Annotated in this window: 14 protein-coding genes; 7 read left to right on the top strand and 7 right to left on the bottom strand. The window is 65.6% G+C overall.

Annotated features, from left to right (window positions below; translation table 11 throughout):
- Window positions 1-31: 31 nt before the first annotated feature.
- The 3 genes from U0042_RS20955 to rsmD all read right to left on the bottom strand — a co-directional run bounded on the left by U0042_RS20955 (window position 32) and on the right by rsmD (window position 1,695).
- On the bottom strand, window positions 32-289 hold the full coding sequence (locus U0042_RS20955; protein WP_114809319.1) for a YfhL family 4Fe-4S dicluster ferredoxin: 258 nt from the start codon (window positions 287-289) through the stop codon (window positions 32-34).
- A 156-nt stretch (window positions 290-445) separates the two neighbouring features.
- On the bottom strand, window positions 446-955 hold the full coding sequence (gene coaD / locus U0042_RS20950; protein ID WP_114809320.1) for a pantetheine-phosphate adenylyltransferase: 510 nt from the start codon (window positions 953-955) through the stop codon (window positions 446-448).
- Window positions 956-1,065: 110 nt separating this feature from the next.
- Window positions 1,066-1,695, bottom strand: coding sequence for a 16S rRNA (guanine(966)-N(2))-methyltransferase RsmD (rsmD, locus tag U0042_RS20945; RefSeq protein ID WP_114809321.1), 630 nt, complete (start codon window positions 1,693-1,695; stop codon window positions 1,066-1,068).
- Between the two features lie 223 nt (window positions 1,696-1,918).
- Here rsmD and ftsY point away from each other — a divergent pair, with 223 nt between their 5' ends.
- Window positions 1,919-3,268, top strand: coding sequence for a signal recognition particle-docking protein FtsY (gene ftsY, locus U0042_RS20940; RefSeq protein ID WP_114809322.1), 1,350 nt, complete (start codon window positions 1,919-1,921; stop codon window positions 3,266-3,268).
- Window positions 3,269-3,380: 112 nt separating this feature from the next.
- On the opposite strand, the gene maiA is transcribed toward ftsY, so the two are convergent.
- Window positions 3,381-4,025, bottom strand: a complete 645-nt coding sequence (gene maiA, locus U0042_RS20935; RefSeq protein ID WP_114809323.1) for a maleylacetoacetate isomerase — start codon at window positions 4,023-4,025, stop codon at window positions 3,381-3,383.
- 27 nt (window positions 4,026-4,052) lie between these two features.
- A complete protein-coding gene (locus U0042_RS20930) occupies window positions 4,053-4,751 on the bottom strand; it encodes a fumarylacetoacetate hydrolase family protein (RefSeq protein ID WP_114809324.1) in 699 nt (232 codons plus the stop codon).
- A 266-nt stretch (window positions 4,752-5,017) separates the two neighbouring features.
- Here U0042_RS20930 and ybiB point away from each other — a divergent pair, with 266 nt between their 5' ends.
- Both ybiB and leuA read left to right on the top strand, forming a co-directional pair.
- Window positions 5,018-5,998 (top strand): DNA-binding protein YbiB, encoded by a 981-nt coding sequence (gene ybiB, locus U0042_RS20925; protein ID WP_114809325.1) that lies wholly within the window; start codon window positions 5,018-5,020, stop codon window positions 5,996-5,998.
- 354 nt (window positions 5,999-6,352) lie between these two features.
- Window positions 6,353-8,041 carry a 2-isopropylmalate synthase gene (gene leuA, locus U0042_RS20920; protein ID WP_114809326.1) on the top strand — a complete coding sequence of 563 codons (1,689 nt, stop codon included), beginning with the start codon at window positions 6,353-6,355 and terminating at the stop codon, window positions 8,039-8,041.
- 34 nt (window positions 8,042-8,075) lie between these two features.
- On the opposite strand, the gene U0042_RS20915 is transcribed toward leuA, so the two are convergent.
- Both U0042_RS20915 and U0042_RS20910 read right to left on the bottom strand, forming a co-directional pair.
- A complete protein-coding gene (locus U0042_RS20915) occupies window positions 8,076-8,459 on the bottom strand; it encodes a nuclear transport factor 2 family protein (RefSeq protein WP_114809327.1) in 384 nt (127 codons plus the stop codon).
- 48 nt (window positions 8,460-8,507) lie between these two features.
- A complete protein-coding gene (locus U0042_RS20910) occupies window positions 8,508-9,071 on the bottom strand; it encodes an acyloxyacyl hydrolase (RefSeq protein ID WP_114809328.1) in 564 nt (187 codons plus the stop codon).
- Window positions 9,072-9,427: 356 nt separating this feature from the next.
- Between U0042_RS20910 and rpoH the strand changes: the two genes are divergently transcribed.
- From rpoH to U0042_RS20890, 4 genes are all read left to right on the top strand, one after another.
- The gene (gene rpoH, locus U0042_RS20905) at window positions 9,428-10,363 is read left to right on the top strand and encodes an RNA polymerase sigma factor RpoH (RefSeq protein WP_114809329.1); all 936 of its coding nucleotides are present in this window, start codon (window positions 9,428-9,430) and stop codon (window positions 10,361-10,363) included.
- Window positions 10,364-10,692: 329 nt separating this feature from the next.
- Complete coding sequence (cydD, locus tag U0042_RS20900; protein WP_114809330.1) at window positions 10,693-12,471, top strand: thiol reductant ABC exporter subunit CydD; 1,779 nt, start codon at window positions 10,693-10,695, stop codon at window positions 12,469-12,471.
- Window positions 12,468-14,303: a thiol reductant ABC exporter subunit CydC gene (gene cydC, locus U0042_RS20895; RefSeq protein ID WP_232833228.1), complete on the top strand. Its 1,836-nt coding sequence runs from the start codon at window positions 12,468-12,470 to the stop codon at window positions 14,301-14,303. The genes cydD and cydC overlap by 4 nt, the downstream gene beginning before the upstream one ends.
- Window positions 14,304-14,665: 362 nt before the next feature.
- Window positions 14,666-16,255 (top strand): cytochrome ubiquinol oxidase subunit I, encoded by a 1,590-nt coding sequence (locus U0042_RS20890; RefSeq protein ID WP_114809331.1) that lies wholly within the window; start codon window positions 14,666-14,668, stop codon window positions 16,253-16,255.
- Window positions 16,256-16,263 lie beyond the last annotated feature (8 nt).

Raw genomic sequence — 16,263 nt, 5'->3', positions numbered from 1 at the left:
AACGGCCGCCCCGCCAGGCTAACGCTATAGGCTAGGTATTCTTCGCGGCCATCAGACCGCGATACTTTTCCATCAATTGATCACGCGTCTCCACGTGCTGGGGGTCGCGCGGAATGCATTCGACCGGACACACCTGCTGGCATTGCGGCTCATCGAAATGGCCGACGCATTCGGTGCACTTGTTGGGGTCGATCACGTAGATTTCCGGGCCCATCGAAATGGCGTCGTTCGGGCACTCGGGCTCGCAAACGTCGCAATTGATACACTCGTCGGTAATCATCAGGGCCATGCTTTTCTCACTTCCTGGCGGCCTCTTCCCTCTGGCGCCGATCGTTTCCGCTGGACGCCGCATAAGCGGCCAGCCGAAAACGGAGGCGGGGTAAACAGAGGCCGTGTTTCGTTGCGTTAGACACAGCCGCCAGTTTACGCCGCTTCGTGAAATTGCTCAGGGCTTCTTCGGAATGGCGGGGCCGCCCAGCGCGGACACCTTGTCCTGCAGCCACTTCTCGACAGACGGAAACACGAACTTGCTGACGTCGCCGCCCAGTTGCGCGATCTCACGAACGATGGTGCCGGAGATGAACTGATACTGGTCGGACGGCGTCATGAACATGGTCTCGACGTCCGGCAGCATGTAGCGGTTCATGCCGGCCATCTGAAACTCGTATTCGAAGTCGGACACGGCACGCAGGCCGCGCACGATCACACGCGCGTTGTTGCTGCGAACGAAGTCTTTAAGCAGTCCCCTGAAGCTCATGACCTGCACGTTGGGATAGTGGCCCAGCACCTCGCGGGCGATGTCGAGGCGTTCGTCGAGCGAGAAAAACGGCTTCTTATTGCGGCTGTCGGCCACGCCGACCACCAGCGTGTCGAAGATGCTCGAAGCGCGCCGCACGAGGTCTTCGTGACCGCGCGTGAGCGGGTCGAACGTACCCGGGTACACGGCGACTACCATGTTGTTTCTCCTCTCAACAGACAAATGAGGGCGCCACGCCGACGGCGACGGCCATGCCCGCGACCGCGCACGTGACGGCAAGCCGTCCGGCGCTTGTTATGGAACGCGCATTATTCCTCATTTTCGCGCTGCAGCAAATGATAGTGGACCGCCCCCGCCTTGCCGTGGCGAGCCACCGCCCAGCCAGCCAGCGCCGGGGTTTGCGCGGGGTCGAGCGGCGCGCCGGCCTCGACATAGAGGAAGCCGTCGGCGGCGACGAGCGGCGCGGCGACGTCGAGCGCCCGTTCCAGCGTCGTGCTGTCGCCGAACGGCGGATCGAGAAATACCACGTCGAACGATGCCGGCGTGAGACCCGCGGCAAGACGCAAGGCGTCCGCCTCCACGACTTCGATGGACCGCGCATCGAGACGCGCCTGGTTCGCGCGCAGTTGTGCAGCCGCGCGCGCGTTGCGCTCCACCATGAGCACGCGCTCGGCGCCGCGCGACGCGGCCTCGAAACCGAGCGCGCCGCTGCCCGCGAAGAGATCGAGACACCGCTCGCCGTCGAGCCGCTGGCCGAGCCAGTTGAAAAGCGTTTCGCGGACGCGGTCGGGCGTGGGCCGCAGGCCGTCGAGATCGAGCACCGGAAGCGGCGTGCGCTTCCAGTCGCCGCCGATGATCCGCACGGTGTGAGCCGATTTACCTCGCACCGGCGCGGCAGTGTGGGCACCATGGGCGCGCGAAGGAGAAGAACGGGACATACAGGTGATGAGCGATAAGGTGCCGGAGCGCCAACGTTACCACAGGCCTTCCCGGCAGACGCAGCCCGGTACGTGACCACCGCGCCGCAACGAGGCCGGATGCCGCCTGATAAAATGGCGCGTTTGCACGTTCCGCATTCGCGCATCCCGCACCTGCCACGCCAGTCGTTGCCGCCCAAGGGTCGGACACGGTGCGTCGGCCTCGCACCAGACACGCCAAATCATGTTCAGTTTTTTCAAGCGATTCAGAGGATCGAAAGCCGCCGAAGGCGCGCCCGCCGATGCGCAGGCCGAGACTCCGGCCGAGGTTCAAAGTGAACCAGCGCAGCAGCCGGCCGCCGTCGCGGAAACCACGCCGCCGCCGCTGGAGGCAGCCGCTCGCGTAACGCCAGCCGCGGCACCGGCGCCATCCGCACGCGAGCCTGAAGCATCACCACCTCAACAGCGACCCGCCGCCGACATCCCGGCGCCTTCGCCCGCATCCGCGCAACCCGCCGTCACGCCGCCGACGGTCGCGGCAAGGCCGGTCACGACAGATCCAGCCGTGGCGCCATCGTCCGCAGCTCAAGCCGCTGCACCACAGGTCGCCTACGCTCCCCCAACCGGCCAGGCCGACGACGAATCGGTCGAAACAGTCGAAATCGTTCCGCCGCCCGCGCCGGAACCCGAAGCGAAGAAGTCGTGGCTCTCGCGGCTCCGAAGCGGTCTGTCCAAAACCAGCTCGAACATTGCAGGCATCTTCGTCGCCACCAGGATCGACGAAGACCTGTACGAAGAGCTGGAAACCGCGCTGCTGATGTCCGACGCAGGCGTTGAAGCCACGGAGTTCCTGCTCGAATCGCTGCGCGAGAAGGTCCGTACGGGCCGGCTCACCGACGCACAGCAGGTGAAGACTGCGCTGCGGGGCCTGCTGGTCGATCTGCTGAAGCCGCTCGAAAAATCGCTCGTGCTCGGTCGCGCGCAGCCGCTCGTCATGATGATTGCCGGCGTGAACGGTGCGGGCAAAACCACGAGCATCGGCAAGCTCGCCAAGCATCTGCAGCGTTTCAATCAGTCGGTGCTGCTCGCGGCCGGCGACACGTTCCGCGCCGCCGCGCGCGAGCAACTCGCCATCTGGGGCGAGCGCAACAACGTGACGGTGGTGTCGCAGGAAAGCGGTGACCCGGCCGCCGTGATCTTCGACGCGGTGGGCGCCGCGCGCGCCCGCAAGGTCGACGTGCTGATGGCCGACACGGCCGGCCGCCTGCCCACCCAGCTTCACCTCATGGAGGAGTTGCGCAAGGTGAAGCGCGTGATCGGCAAGGCGCTCGACGGCGCACCGCACGAAGTGCTGCTCGTGATCGACGCCAACACCGGTCAGAACGCGCTCGCCCAGGTGAAAGCCTTCGACGACGCGCTGGGCCTCACCGGCCTCATCGTCACGAAGCTCGACGGCACGGCGAAGGGCGGCATTCTCGCCGCGATCGCGCGTCAGCGGCCGGTGCCGGTGTACTTCATCGGTGTGGGCGAAAAGGTGGAAGATTTGCAGCCGTTCAGTGCCGAGGAGTTCGCCGACGCGCTACTGGGCGCGTAACGCTTCGCATCGCCGGATGCAAAACAAAAGGGGCGTCCCCATCTGAGCGGCCGCCCCTTTTTCATTGCTGCGCCGCGCGACGCAATCAGCTCGCGTGCCGCGCGAACCTCGATCACTCCGAATCCGGCTGCCGCCCCGGCGCCGCGCGCTCGAACGCATCGAGCTGCACGGCGTGGTCGTAGATGCGCTGGATCGTCGGAAAGCGCGCGGTATCCACCTTGAAGCGCTGCGCGTTGAACACCTGCGGGATGAGGCAGACGTCGGCAAGCGTCGGCGAGTCGCCGAAACACAGCTTGCCCGTGCGGGCATCGCCCCCAAGTCGCGCTTCGAGCGTCTCGAAGCCCGCTTCCACCCAGTGCCGGTACCACGCGTCTTTCACGTCGTCGGTCACACCCACGGTGTGCTTCAGATACTTGAGCACGCGCAGATTATTGAGCGGATGAATCTCGCACGCGATCTGCAGCGCGAGGGACCGCACATGCGCGCGATCCACGGCCGTTGCGGGCAAGAGCGGCGGCGTGGGATGCGTCTCTTCGAGATACTCGACGATCGCGAGCGACTGTTGAAGCGCGTGGCCGTCGTCTACGAGCGTGGGCACGATCGCATCGTGATTGAGCTTGCGATACTGGGGCGAAAACTGCTCGCCGCCGCCGCGCAGCAGATGAATCGGCACGTAATCGTAGGACAGGCCTTTCAGGTTCAACGCGATCCGTACGCGATACGACGCCGAGCTTCGAAAATAGCTGTAGAGCTGCATGTGTTGTGTCTCCTCCCTGCCGACAGCTCAGACCACGCGCACCGTGAATTCGCCGAGCCCGTCCACGCCGCCTTTCATCACGTCGCCGGGCACGATGGCGCCCACGCCTTCCGGCGTGCCCGTGAAAATCAGATCGCCGGGTTGAAGTTCGAACAGCGTCGAGAGATACGCGATGGTGTCGGCCACCGGCCAGATCAGTTGCGAGATGTCGGAGCGCTGTTTTTCTTCGCCGTTCACGGTGAGCCAGATCGCGCCTTTGGCCGGATGACCGATCTTCGCCGCGGGATGGATGTGACCCACGGGAGCGGAGTGGTCGAAGCCCTTCGCGGTGTCCCACGGACGACCGAGCTTCTTCGCTTCGGCCTGCAGATCGCGGCGCGTCATGTCGAGGCCGAGCGCGTAGCCGTACACGTGATCGAGCGCGCGCTCCGCCGGAATGTCCTTGCCCGCCTTGCCGATGGCCGCCACCATTTCCATCTCGAAATGCACGTTCTTCGAGAGCGACGGATACGGAAACTCGCCCGTTTCGCCGGGCGCGACGTACACCACGGCGTCGGCCGGCTTGCCGAAAAAGAACGGCGGCTCGCGCTCCGGGTCGTGGCCCATTTCGCGGGCGTGCGCCTCGTAATTGCGGCCCACGCAGTAGATGCGGCGCACCGCGAACAGCTCGCTGGAACCCGCAACCGGCACCGCTACGACCGGCGTCGGAGCAAACACGTATGTCATTCCGTTCTCCGTCCTGTTGGAAAGCCGCGTGCGCGGCGAGAAAGCGATGAGTGTAGCGTGTGCCGCCTGCGCACGCCGGAATGCAAGGCGCCTCGCAGGCGGGCCCGGCAACGCCGTGCAAACTGCGGCGAGCATCGCTTGCACAGGCGCGAGCCGCGGGGCGCGAACGATCGTCCGTGGCAGCCTCATGCGATACTGAACGCCATTCCGTTTCAATCCGCCCGAGACACGCCAGCGCTCCAGCGCCGGCCCGCACCGCCTTTGCCATGACCGAGCCAGCCAATCTTGCCGATCCGTTTCCGTGTGCCCACCTCATCAAGGAGATCGGCCGCGGACCGCACGGTGCGCGCGCCCTTTCGTCCGAAGACACGCGCGCGCTCTACGCCGCGATGCTCGACGGCCGGGTGTCGGACCTCGAGCTCGGCGCCGTCCTGCTCGCCTACCGGCTGAAAGGCGAAACCGCCGACGAACTCGCCGCCATGCTCGCCGCCGCTCATGCATCGTTCGAACCGATCCGTGTGGCCACTGGCGCGCACGCCGTATCGGCGGTCTCCATCCCCAGCTACAACGGCGCACGGCGCCAGCCCAACCTGGTGCCCCTGCTCGCTTTGCTACTCGCGCGCGAGGGTGTGCCGGTGCTCGTGCACGGCGTGAGTACGGACCCCGGCCGGGTCACGAGTGCGGAAATCTTCGCGGCGCTCGACATCGAGGCGGCGCGCTCGCGCGACGACGCCGAAGCGCAGTTGGCCTCGCGTCGCCTTGCGTTCACGCCCATCGAAGTGCTTGCGCCGAAGCTCGCCCGGCTGCTCGCGCTGCGCCGTCGGATGGGCGTGCGCAACTCGACGCACACGCTCGTGAAAATCCTTCAGCCGTTCGCGCCGCCGGGGCTGCGGCTCGTCAACTACACGCACCCGCCTTATCGGGAAAGTCTGACGGCGCTCTTCAATTCACATCCCGACGTGGCGACCGGCGGCGCGCTGCTCGCGCGCGGCACGGAAGGCGAACCCGTGGCGGACACGCGTCGACAGGTCCAGGTGGACTGGCTGCACGACGGCGTCTGCGAGACGCTGGTTGAAGCGGAACGGTCGTCGCCCGAGGCACCACAGGCCGAATTGCCCGAAGCCCGCGATGCCGCTACCACCGCGGCCTGGATCGAAGCCGTGATGCGTGGCGAAACGCCCGTGCCGCCCGCGATTCAGCGCCAGGTCGAAGTCATTGCCGGCATCGCGAAGCGGCTGGGCGGTTGACAGCGCCCGCTGGTCTCGCATACATTGGCCCAATGCGTTCCATTCCGAACACCCTCCGAATTACCTTCGGCCGCCTACCGCGGCCCCTATCGCTACGTCTAGCGTAAGCAAGGCGTAGCGCCGCGCGCCCTCTTCAACGCGCGGTCCTCCCGGCAGTTTCCGTAGTTTCCGTTTCACCCCAAATCGCAGTTCCCTTTACAACCTGTAAGTCGTCAGTATTCGTCCGCTTACCGTGCGGGCGAATCGCGAGGGTCAAATGCACGTCGCGCCTCAGGCGCACCGTGCAGCGGCAGCAACCGGCCAGCCGCCCGATGCCCACCGCCTCTCGCAACGACACGACGAATGAGGCTCGCCATGTTGCGTCAACCCGCCGAGAAATACCGTCCCTTCCCCGCCATCCGTTTGAACGGCCGCAAGTGGCCCACCCGCACCATCGAACGCGCGCCCATCTGGATGAGCACCGATCTGCGCGACGGCAACCAGTCGCTGATCGAGCCGATGAACATTGACCAGAAGCTCGAATTCTTCGAAATGCTGGTGGCCATCGGCTTCAAGGAGATCGAGGTCGGTTTCCCCTCGGCATCGCAGACCGATTTCGATTTCGTGCGCAAGCTGATCGTCGAAAAGCGCATTCCTGAAGACGTCACCATCGAAGTGCTCGTGCAGTCGCGCGAAGACCTGATCGCCCGCACGTTCGAGGCGCTCGACGGCGTGCCGCGCGCCATCGTGCATCTGTACAACGCGATTTGCCCGTCGTTCCGCAAGATCGTGTTCGACCAGTCGAAAGACGAAGTGAAGGCGCTCGCCGTGGAGGGCACGAAGCGGATCCGCGCTCACGCCGACGCCCGGCCGCAGACGCACTGGATCTACCAGTACTCGCCCGAAACCTTCAGCATGACCGAACTCACCTTCGCGCGTGAAGTGTGCGACGCGGTGGCGCAAACGTGGCGCCCCACGCGCGATCACAAGATGATCGTGAACCTGCCTGCCACCGTGGAGGCAGCCACGCCCAACGTGTTCGCGGACCAGATCGAGTGGATGGACCGCAACCTCGCCTACCGCGACAGCATCGTGCTCTCCGTGCATCCCCACAACGACCGCGGCACGGCGGTGGCGGCCGCCGAACTCGCGCTGATGGCGGGCGCGGATCGCGTCGAAGGGTGCCTCTTCGGCAACGGCGAGCGCACGGGCAACGTCGATCTCGTCACGCTGGCCATGAACCTCTACACGCAAGGCATCGACCCCGGCCTCGATTTCTCGGACATCGACGCGGTGCGCCGCGTCGTGGAGCGCTGCAACCAGATTCCGGTGCACCCGCGCCATCCGTATGCCGGCGACCTCGTGTTCACGGCGTTTTCCGGCTCGCATCAGGACGCCATCCGCAAGGGCTTCGCGCAGCAGCGCCCGGATGCCGTGTGGGAAGTGCCGTACCTGCCCGTCGATCCCGCGGACCTGGGCCGCAGCTACGATGCGGTGATCCGTGTGAACAGCCAGTCGGGTAAGGGCGGCGCCACCTGGCTGCTCGAGCGCGGCATGGGCTTCACGCTGCCGCGCCGCGTGCAGATCGAGTTCAGCCACGCCGTGCAGGCGGCCACGGATTCGTCGGGCGCGGAGATGTCCGGCGAGTCGATCTGCGCGCTCTTCGCCCGCGAATACTTCGAAACGCAAGGGCCGGCTCGCCGCATCAGCGCGGGCAAGCTGCGCTGGAACGAGCGCGATCTGGTGGTACCCATCGCGCCGATGGCTGCTTCAGCCGGCGGGCAGCAGGCAGCGCACGACGCACACGCGCTCGAGGCCCATGCCCAGGCCATTGTTCGGGCAATGGCGGGCGCGTCGGGCGAAACCGTGGAAATCACGTCTCACGAAACGGCGCGTGCCGCGGACGGCCGGACAGCCGTGTTTGTAGGCTGCCGTGTGGGCGGCCAGGCGGTGCGCCACGGCGTAGGCGTCGCCGAGGACCCCGCGACTGCCGTGGCCGACGCCGTGGTGAGCGCGGTCAACCGTGCCGCGTGGCCGGATATCGACCGGCGCGCGGCAGCGTAGAGAGGAAACGAGAAGCGGCGCCGCAACGGCGCCGTCATTCGATCGCGCAACGCGTGGCCTGCCAGGCAACGAGGCGCCACTGGCCGTCTTCCTGCGTCTGGATGGCCGTGTACGCGATGGGAAACAGCAGCGCGCCGTTGTTCGCTTCCATTTCGATGAGCGCGCGACCGCTCACCACGCAGGTCTCGCGACCCACAGGCAGCACGTCCTGCGACTGGATCTCGATCTGGCGATAACGTCGGCGGCCCGCTGTGATCGCGTCGATGAACTGCTGCTTCGTTTCGCGCTTGCCGTTCGTGTGAACGTAAATCACGTTGTCCGAGAGCAGCGCGCTCAGCAACGGCCCGTCGCCGTCCACCATCGCGCGAAAGCGGTCGCGCTCAAGTGCGCGAATCGCCTCGATCACTTTTGCCGCCATCGCTTGCGCCCCTTATGCATCGGCGGGCTGCGCGAGAGCAGCCACGATTCAGAAGTTGTACTGCAGGTATAGCTGGCTGAAATTTATACCAGGATTGGGCTCTTTGATACCGGCGTTCGATACGTGCTGGAAGCGATAGCCGGCCTGGTACTGCTGATGGCTGCCGAACTGGGCACCCACGCCCACCATGTCGGCGAACTGGAAGGCCGTGGAAAGCGTATAGGAGGTCGAGATCGTGGGACTGGTGAGCAACCGCACGCCAACGCCGGCTTCCACGAACGGCCGCACCCAGCCCGAACTCTTCACGAACCGAAGCACCGGCCCCACGCCGAACTCGCCGATATTGTTGTGTACGTTGCCTTCGTCGGTATGCCACCACGCCGCATGGGCCTCGCCCAGCACCGTGAAGTGCCAGCCGCCGATTTCCCACCACGTGATGTTCGGATCCCAGACAAACCCCAGATCGAGCTTGCGTACATGGTGATCGGCCACCGCGCCCGTCACCTGGATACCGAATTGGTCCGCCGCCGCGCTGGCGGACAGACCTGCCAGCGCGGCCGCCAGCACGACCTTTACGACCCGGCTGCGCCACGCCCAGTTTTCTCTGATCATCGAACGCCCTGTTAGTCGGATTTTGATCTTGATCGAGGAGCGACCGCCCCAATATAGGCCAGCAGAGTAGCAAAAACCGAACCCGTCCCTCATCGCTCTTTGCAGCAAATAACTCCTTCAAATTCCGGAAAAATCGACCGCTTTTTGCGGCGCTGCTGGCTTTCGCGAGAATTCTACGCGCGGCCTGACAATTCTGCCCGCTGGGCGTCATACTATTAAGAGACGAATTTCGATAGCATTCCGGGAACCTCCGGCCCTGGAATCTATCCAAGAATTAGCACTCGGTAAACCAGAGTGCTAACATGCACCGTACAGTCGAAGTCTGACTTTGCAAGAACCCACAGGAGTTCTCATCCGTGAGCAACGCAATGACCCTTCCGAGTACTCTGAGCCCGTCGTCGGCCAAGGCCGCTCCGGCAGGTTCGCTGGCGCTCGCGCAGTTCACGCTCCTGCCCGGCCAGCTGGGCAATATCGACGCCTACATTCAGGCGGTGAACCGGATTCCCATGCTGACGCCGCAGGAAGAGCGCCAGTTCGCCACCGACTATCGTCAGCACAACGACCTCGACGCCGCGCGCAAGCTGGTGCTGTCGCACCTGCGCCTCGTGGTGTCCATCGCGCGTAACTACCTGGGCTACGGCCTGCCGCATGCCGACCTGATCCAGGAAGGCAACATCGGCCTGATGAAGGCGGTCAAGCGGTTCGATCCCGAGCAGAACGTTCGGCTCGTCTCGTACGCGATCCACTGGATCAAGGCCGAAATCCACGAATACATCCTGCGCAACTGGCGCATGGTGAAGGTTGCCACCACCAAGGCGCAGCGCAAGCTGTTCTTCAACCTGCGCAGCCACAAGCAGGGCGTGCAGGCATTCACGCCGGAAGAGATCGAGGGCCTCGCGCAGGAACTGAACGTGAAGCGCGAGGAAGTGGTGGAGATGGAAACGCGTCTGTCCGGCGGCGACGTGGCACTAGAAGGCCAGGTGGAAGACGGCGAGGAATCGTATGCGCCTATCGCCTGGCTGGCGGATTCGCACAACGAGCCCACCGCCGTTATCGCCGCGAAGCAGCACGATCGCCTGCAGACGGACGGCATCGCGAGCGCGCTCGAAGCGCTCGATGCACGTAGCCGCCGCATCATCGAAGCGCGCTGGCTCAACGTGGCCGACGACGGCTCGGGCGGCTCCACACTGCACGAGCTTGCCGACGAATTCGGCGTGTCGGCCGAACGCATCCGTCAGATCGAAGCGAGCGCGATGAAAAAGATGCGCACGGCGCTCGCCGAGTACGCGTAACCGAGCTTGACGGCGGCCGCGGTTATCCACGGCTGTCGCCCTTCCGCCATAGTTTCCAGAAGCCCGCTGCCCGAACAGGCAGCGGGCTTTTTTGCGCCTTCGTGCCGGGTCTCCGCTCTTCTGCGACAAATCATCACAAGCCGGAAATGGCGATCCGGCGACGATAGAATCTGCGTCCGCCTCCGCGCCGACGCCTTGCAAGCGCGAACTGAAGGTCGCTTGACCTAAATCACGCTTCAGAACGCGGTTCGGGTTAAAAAAAGCCCCATCACCCACCGCATGCCGGGCCGCAGACGCTGCGCCGCCCGGCGCGCCCTTCGCGCTTCCCTATGACGCCCGCCTCACCGCACCTGAACAAGACTCTCGACGCCTGGCTCGCGCGCCGCACCGGCTCCGCGCGCGGCGGCCTTCGTCTCGCCGTGGCCGCCGGCCTTGCCGCCGGTCTGCTCGTGATCGTGTCGTCAGCGCTGCTTGCATGGACGGTCAACGCCGTCATCGTGCAAGGCGGGGCGCTCGGCGACGTGTGGCTCGCGCTCGCCGCCATGTTGCCCGTGTTCGCCGCCCGCTTCGCGCTCACGCTGGCTTCGGAGCGCATCGCCTTCCGCGCGGCGGCCAAGGTGCGCGGCGAACTGCGCGCCGAACTCGTGCGCAAGATTCACGCGCTGGGTCCGGCGTGGCTCAAGGGCGAGGCAACCGGCGCGCTGGCGAGCCGCGCCGTAACCGGCATCGACGTGCTTGAGGGCTACTACGCCCGCTGGCTGCCGAATCGCGCGCTCACTTCGATGCTGCCCATCGCGATCCTCGTGGTCGTGTTTCCCATCGATTGGGTGTCCGGCCTCGTCCTCACGCTCACCGCGCCGCTCATCCCCGTGTTCATGATCCTGGTGGGCAAGCGTTCGGTGGAAATGAACCAGCGCCAATGGCATCAGCTGACGCGCCTCGCCGCGCGGTTTCTCGACACGCTGCAGGGTCTCACCACGCTCAAGCTCTTCAACGCGAGCCGGCGCGAGGCGCAAGTGGTGGCACGCCTCTCGGAAACGTATCGGCAGAGCACGATGCAGGTGCTGCGCATCGCGTTCCTCTCCGCGGTCGTGCTGGAGTTTCTCTCGACGGTGAGCATCGCGATGGTGGCCGTGCTGATCGGTTTCAACCTGCTCTACGGCAAGGTGCATTTCCAGCCGGCGTTCCTCGTGCTGCTGCTCGCGCCCGAGTTCTACCTGCCGCTGCGCACGCTCGGCACGCACTATCACGCTCGCATGGAGGCGATCGGCGCCGTCGAGCACATCGCGGCCATTCTCGATACGCCGCAACCGGACGCCCACGCCGCGCGCGTGCCGCTCGCCGCAGCGAAGGAATACGGCATCGCGTTCGATGCGGTCTCGTTCGCCTATGACGCGAACCAGCCGGCGCTCGACCGCGTGAGCTTCGCACTCGAATCCGGACGTATTACCGCGCTGGTCGGCCCGAGCGGGGCAGGCAAGAGCACAGTGCTGAACCTGCTGCTCGGCTTCGTCGCGAACCAGCAAGGCAGCATTCGCGTCAACGGACAGCCGCTCGCGGAGGTCGACCCGGCAAGCTGGCTCGAACAGGTGGCGTGGGTGCCGCAACGCGCGCACGTGTTCCTCGGCAGCGTGCGCGACAACATCCAGATCGCGAATCCGGCTGCATCCTTCGACGCCGTACGCGCGGCCGCGCAACAGGCGGGCGCCGACGACTTCATCATGGCGCTCCCGAACGGCTACGACACGCCGCTCGGCGAACGCGGCGCCGGCCTTTCCGGCGGCCAGATCCAACGCCTCGCACTCGCGCGCGCCTTCCTGAAAGATGCCCCCGTGCTGCTGCTCGACGAGCCCACGGCCCACCTCGACTCCGCGACGCAGACACACATCCACGAAGCCCTGCGCCGGCTCGCGCGTGGCCGCACGGTGCTGCTCGTGGCGCACCGGCCCGCCACGGCGCGACTGGCCGACCACATCGTGGTGCTGGACGGCGGCAAGGTCGCGCAAAGCGGAACGCACGAGGCGTTGCTCGCGGAGCACGGCCTGTATCGCCAGCTGATCGGCTCAGGCGCGGACGAAGCCGCCTCGTGCAGCGAGGTGAAGGCATGACGACGAAAACACCGCACACGATGGCTGCGCGCATGCACCTCGCCAACCGCCGCGACGCAACCGACACGGTCACCGCCCGCGCCGATCTCATACGCCTCGTCACGCTCTTTCGTCCGTACTGGAAATGGATGGCGGCCGGCATCGCCGTGTCGTTCGTCACGCTGGTCGGCAACGTCGCGCTCATGGCGATCTCGGGCTGGTTCATCGCCTCGATGGCGCTCGCCGGAATCAACCACGTCGTCTTCGACTACTTCACGCCGGCAGCACTCATTCGCGCCTGCGCCATCGTGCGCACGGGCGGCCGCTACATCGAGCGGCTCGTCACACACGAAGCCACCTTCCGCCTGCTCGCAAAGCTGCGCGTCTGGTTCTACGAACGCATCGAACCGCTCGCGCCGGCGTGTCTCCAGCACACGCGAGGCGCCGACCTGCTCACGCGCATCCACGCCGACATCGAAAGCCTGAACCACGTCTACCTGCGCGTGATCCTGCCGATGGCGACCGGCGCACTCGGCGCCCTGCTGATCGTCGCGACGATGGCGGCATTCGACGTGGCTGTGGCATTCGTCACGCTCGTCTTTCTCGCACTTGCGGGCGTCGTGCTGCCCGCGCTCGTCTATCGGCGTGCGAGCGGCCCGGCGGCCACCGGCATCGCGCAGCGCGCCCAGTTGCAGGACGCCATCGTCGACGACCTCCAGGGGCTCGCCGAGCTACGCGTGTACGGTGCGGCGGAAGGCCACGCACAACGTATCGAGCACCTCTCCGGCGCCCTGCTCGATACGCAGGTCAAGCTCAACGACATCAAGGCCATCGCGCAGGCGGCCCTGTCCGCAGCGGCGTCGCTTGCGATGTGGGGTGCGCTCCTGATCGCCATTCCGCGCGTGAGCGCCGGCACGCTGCCGCCCGCCGACCTCGCGATGCTCGCGCTCTTCGTGCTCGCGAGCTTCGAGGCCGTGGTGCCGCTGCCGCTCGCCATGCAGATGCTGGGCGAGAGCCTCGCCGCCGCGCGGCGCATCTTCGCGCTTGCCGACGCGCAGCCCGCCGTGCGCGATCCGGCGAGCGCCACGCCGCTCACGGCGGCCAACGACCTGCGATTCACGCACGTCGGCATGCGCTATCCCGACGCGGACCGCGCCGCGCTGCACGACCTCTCATTTGACCTGCCCGCGGGACGGCGCCTCGCCATCGTGGGCGGAAGCGGTGCGGGCAAGAGCAGCATCGCGAACCTGCTGTTGCGCTTCTGGGACTACCAGCAAGGCAGCATCACGCTGGGCGGCGTCGAACTGCGCGAGGCCGCGGCCACCGACCTGCGTGCGCGCATCGCGGTGGTGGCGCAGGACACCTATCTCTTCAACGCGACGATCCGCGAAAACCTGCTGCTCGCTCGCCCCGACGCCGATGAAGCCGCGCTCGAAGCCGCCTGCCGCGCCGCGCAGTTGCACGACTTCATCCGGAGCTTGCCGCAGGGGCTCGACACCGAGATCGGCGAAGCGGGCACGCGCCTGTCGGGCGGCCAGGCGCGCCGCCTCGCGGTCGCGCGCGGCCTGCTGCGCGACGCGCCCATCCTGATTCTCGACGAACCCACGGAAGGCCTCGACACGGCCACCGAAGCCGACTTGCTGCGCTCCATCATGCAGCTCATGGAAGGGCGCACGGTGCTGCTCATCACGCACCGGCTGTCAGCGCTCTCGGGGCTGGTGGACGAAGTGATCGTGCTGGACGAAGGGCGCATCGTCGAACAGGGCGCTGCGCAAACGCTGCTCGCGCGCGACGGCGGCTTCTCCACGCTCCTGCGCAACGACGGCCTTCAGGCCGCCGCGCAAGACGTCTGACATGCGGCTCGCATGAGACGGCTGTTTTGACCTGCGACAAAAACCGGGCATCACGAACTTCTTATCATCGATATGTCCACACCGGCCTTAGGGAAATTGCCGAGGAGGACATGGCATCGGATCGCACCACCGCCTGCTACGGCAGGCGCAGCGGGGCAATCCGGCCACACGCACGGCCGGCGGGAAGTCGCACAAAGATGATTCTGCTCGTCATAGAAACAAGACCAGAGGGTAGGCACTGCATGTTCGCGACCTTATGCCACACGCAACAGCAGCCACACGCGACAGCGCTTCACGTCGAGGCGCCCGCACATAGCAGCCCACCCCGCAACCGCTTCAAATCGCCTTGACTGGAGTGTCAAATGATCAACGATACCGTGGTTGAGCTATCGCGAATCCAGTTCGCCGCCACCGCGCTTTACCACTTTCTGTTCGTCCCGCTGACGTTGGGGATGTCGTTCATGCTGGCGGCCATGGAAACCGTCTACGTGATCACCGGCAAACCCATCTACCGGCAGATGACGGAATTCTGGGGAAAGCTGTTTCTCATCAACTTCGCGCTCGGCGTCGCGACGGGTCTCACGATGGAGTTCGAGTTCGGCACGAACTGGTCGTTCTACTCGGGCTTCGTCGGCGACATCTTCGGTGCGCCGCTCGCCATTGAAGGCCTGATGGCGTTCTTCATGGAGTCGACCTTCATCGGCCTCATGGTGTTTGGCTGGAAGCAGCTTTCCAAAGGCAAGCACCTGATCGTCACGTACCTTGTGGCGTTCGGTTCGAACTTCTCCGCGCTGTGGATTCTGGTGGCCAACGGCTTCATGCAGAACCCGGTGGGCGCCACCTTCAATCCCGTCACGATGCGCATGGAGCTCACCAACTTCGGCGCCCTGATCTTCAGCAACGACGCGCAAACGAAGTTCGTCCACACCAGCGTGGCCGGCTACGTGACCGCGGCGATCTTCGTGACCGCGGTGAGCGCGTATTACCTCGCACGCAAGCGTCACGTGGAACTCGCGAAGCGCTCGTTCCAGATGGCGAGCATCTTCGGCGTGCTGTCGGTTGCGGGGGTGCTGACGCTGGGCGACGCGCTCGGCTTCGTGGCCGCGCAGGCGCAACCTTCCAAGCTCGCTTCGATGGAAGCGATGTGGCAAACCGAACCGGCGCCGGCGCCGTTCAACATCGCTGCATGGCCTGATAACGAGGCACGCAAGAACACGTGGGCATTGCAGGTGCCGTATGTGCTCACGCCGCTCATGACGCACACCATGGACACGCCGGTTCCGGGTGTGGACCAGATCGTCGCCGACGCCGCGAAGCGCATCAAGAACGGCATTCCCGCCGTCAACGCGCTGAAGGTGCTGAGCAGCAATCCGGCCGACCCGACCGCGCTCGCGCAATTCAACGCGCACAAGGCGGACCTCGGCTACGGCTTCCTCGTGAAGCGCTACGCCGCAGGTCAAGACACCGCCAACGCCACGGACGCCGACATCGCCAAGGCTTCGGAATCGGTCGTGCCGAACGTGTTCTGGATGTTCTGGGTGTTCCGCCTGATGGTGGCGCTGGGCCTCCTGATGCTCGCTTACTTCGTGATCGCCGTGATCCTATCGCTGCGTGGGGACGTGGGCCGTCAACAGTGGTTCCTGAAGATCGCGCCGTGGATGATTCCGGTGCCGTTCCTCGCCTGCGAAATGGGCTGGCTCACGGCGGAAATCGGTCGTCAGCCGTGGACGGTGTTCGGCCTGCTGCCCACCTGGATGTCCGCATCCAGCCATAGCGTGGGCTACATGACGTTCTCGCTGATCGGCTTCGTGCTGCTCTACTCGATCTTCATCGCCGTCGAGGTCTACCTGATGGCGAAGTTCATCCGCAAGGGTCCGGACGAAGACCATGCCGAACCGGGCGCCACGCCCACCGTCCTCACTCCGGCATTCGCCAACGACACCGCGCGGTGATCCGCAAG

It is taken from the genome of Paraburkholderia kururiensis (assembly GCF_034424375.1).
In the GTDB taxonomy this organism is placed as follows: domain Bacteria; phylum Pseudomonadota; class Gammaproteobacteria; order Burkholderiales; family Burkholderiaceae; genus Paraburkholderia; species Paraburkholderia kururiensis_A.
This window is presented reverse-complemented; position numbering and strand designations above follow the sequence as displayed.